This is a genomic window from Geobacillus sp. ZGt-1 (assembly GCF_001026865.1).
Taxonomy (GTDB): Bacteria; Bacillota; Bacilli; order Bacillales; family Anoxybacillaceae; genus Geobacillus; species Geobacillus thermoleovorans.
In genome coordinates this window covers 1-2,524 of record NZ_LDPD01000140.1, presented here as the reverse complement: position 1 = coordinate 2,524, position 2,524 = coordinate 1, and the positions used below count along the sequence as shown (strand labels likewise).

2 protein-coding genes are annotated in these 2,524 nt (G+C 52.1%); one reads left to right on the top strand and one right to left on the bottom strand.

All coding sequences use genetic code 11. The features are described from left to right. On the top strand, nucleotides 1-1,317 hold a 1,317-nt coding region (locus tag VU18_RS16145; protein WP_047758532.1), incomplete at its 5' end, for an LLM class flavin-dependent oxidoreductase. Between the two features lie 128 nt (nucleotides 1,318-1,445). On the opposite strand, the gene VU18_RS16140 is transcribed toward VU18_RS16145, so the two are convergent. Beyond that, complete coding sequence (locus tag VU18_RS16140) at nucleotides 1,446-2,231, bottom strand: alpha/beta hydrolase (RefSeq protein WP_014196862.1); 786 nt, start codon at nucleotides 2,229-2,231, stop codon at nucleotides 1,446-1,448. Nucleotides 2,232-2,524 lie beyond the last annotated feature (293 nt).

The following is a 2,524-nucleotide window of genomic DNA, read 5'->3' as shown; positions in this document are numbered from 1 at the left end:
CCCGACAGCGAGCGCCACCGCCGCTACAAAGAGCTCCATTACTGGATCGAAATGGCTAAGCGCCTCGAAGCAGGGCTGTTTGACGCTGTTTTCTTTGCTGATGTGCTCGGGGTGTACGACACGTATCGACAAAGCAAAGATCCATCGATTCGCGACGGGATGCAGTTTCCACTAAACGACGCTTCCTTAATCATTCCAGTCATGGCGAGCGTCACGACCCATCTTTCATTCGTGTTAACGGCAAGCACCACTTATGAGCACCCGTTCCATATCGCAAGACGATTTTCCACGCTTGACCATCTGACAAACGGCCGCATCGCGTGGAATATTGTCACCTCTTATTTGCCTAATGCGGCCAAAAACTTTGGATTGGAGAGAATGATCACCCATGATCAGAGATATGAGATCGCGGATGAGTGTTTGGAAGTGACTTATAAGTTGTGGGAGGGAAGCTGGGAAGAAGGTGCCTTCCTCGAAGATCGAGAGACAGGCGTGTTGATTGATCCTGCCAAAATTCATCCGATCAACCATCACGGCGCCTTTTTCTCTGTCGAAGGTCCGCATTTATGCGAGCCTTCCCCGCAACGCACACCAGTGTTGTACCAAGCTGGTTCATCCGAACGCGGGAGGGCGTTCGCGGCCAAACATGCGGAATGTGTTTTCGTCGGCGCTCCGTCCCCCGAACGGCTGTCATTCTACATTCAAGACATTCGCCAACGAGCCGAGCGATACGGAAGAGATCCGCAACAACTGAAATTTTTCACCTTTTTGACGGTCATTGTCGCCAAAACGACGGAGCAAGCGGAAGCAAAATATGAACAATTGCGCCGCCTATGGAGCATGGACGCCGCCAAAGCCCAATTCAGCGGGGCGAGCGGCTATGACTTGGCTGAATATGAAGCAAAGCCAGCCGATGAACCGTTCTTGTTCCGCGCCACGGATCATGGACACTACAAAGCCGCTTCATTAACAAAAGACGCCACAAAACCGCTAACGATCGGTGAGGCGCTTCAAAAAGCCGGAACGCTCACACGGGAATCCGTCATAATCGGCAACCCGATACAGGTCGCCGACGCCATCGAAGAGCGAGCTCGGCGCTCGGGGGTGGATGGATTCAATTTAACCCATCTGATCACGCCCAAAGATTTGGACGATTTCATTGAATATGTCGTTCCCATCCTGCAACGACGCGGTCTATACAAAACCGCCTACACCCCTGGAACCATGCGGGAGAAGCTATTCGGGAACGGCCCGCGCCTGTCGCATGATCATCCCGCTGCCGCGTTCCGCCCGATCGGCTCACGAACAGATGGCTAGCCCTAGGACAGCCGTCTTCTTTCGCGATCACCGAACAAGTCCGCCGCTTCAACGAGAACATCAGAATAACGACACCAAAGACATTCGAAATGATAAGGTGCCCGCTCCTTCGTGGGCACCTTCCCTTGCTAGACGACCACCGCACGTTGGAAAAGCCAAGCCGTCGTGATCTGCAGCAACTGTTCTCGCGCGGAGACGGAAGAAAACGTGTGATCCGCTTTAGAGATGACATGTTTGGCAAATCGTGAATCGGCTCGTTGCCCGAATGCTTCCCCATAGACATCTGCATACATGACAGGAATTTCTTGATCGGCTATTCCATGGACAAGGAGGACATCACCCGGAAACTGTTTCGCCGCCTGCAACGGGTCGATATCAACGAGCGAAGTGAAAAAGGAAGGGGACAATCGATATCCGCGGTACTCAATCGTTTCACCATCCGAGCGGCCATACCCATCTGTGGCAATGCGGACAATATCTGCATGTGGATACGCAACAGGCGCCCAAAGCACCAATCGTTCGACTCGCCGATCCAATGCAGCTGTGACCGTCGCCACCGCCCCTCCCAAACTATGGCCGAGAAGCACAAGCGGCCGACGCTGAAACGACGGAAATTGTTCCACTGTACGAATGACATCTCTCGTTTGTCGAATGAAATCATCAAATCGGTTTTTTCCATATTCTCCACTGCTCTCCCCACAACCAGCATAATCAAAACGGACGACTCCGACTCCGGCCGAAGCAAATCTTTCCGCTGCTTGGACAAACAACCGATCCACACCAATCCTCGTACCGATAAACCCATGACAAATGACAACAACAGGCACATCATCACGATCAACCGACACAGCTGGATCATGAATCGAAACCGCCAAACGTTCCCCTCCGCTCTCAATATACTGGAATCGAATCAACTGCTCTCTCCCCTTTCAGCCATCCTTTAATTCATAGTAAATAAATATGAATAGTATGTTTTTATGTTATCTTACCACGCTTTTGCATGACCGTCAACGTTCCCCATCGCTGCCCTAACCCATCAATCAGCTGGCAAGCAGGATGCATGGAAGAGAAAAGATCACACCCCCGACTGCAATACCAAGCATTCTCAATGCAATACGCGCAAGGGCCGGAACAAAGACACCGCGGCCACTCTTTCACTTTCATCATCCCCCATTTTGCTTACCAGAGCGGCCGCGACCGGGTTGTC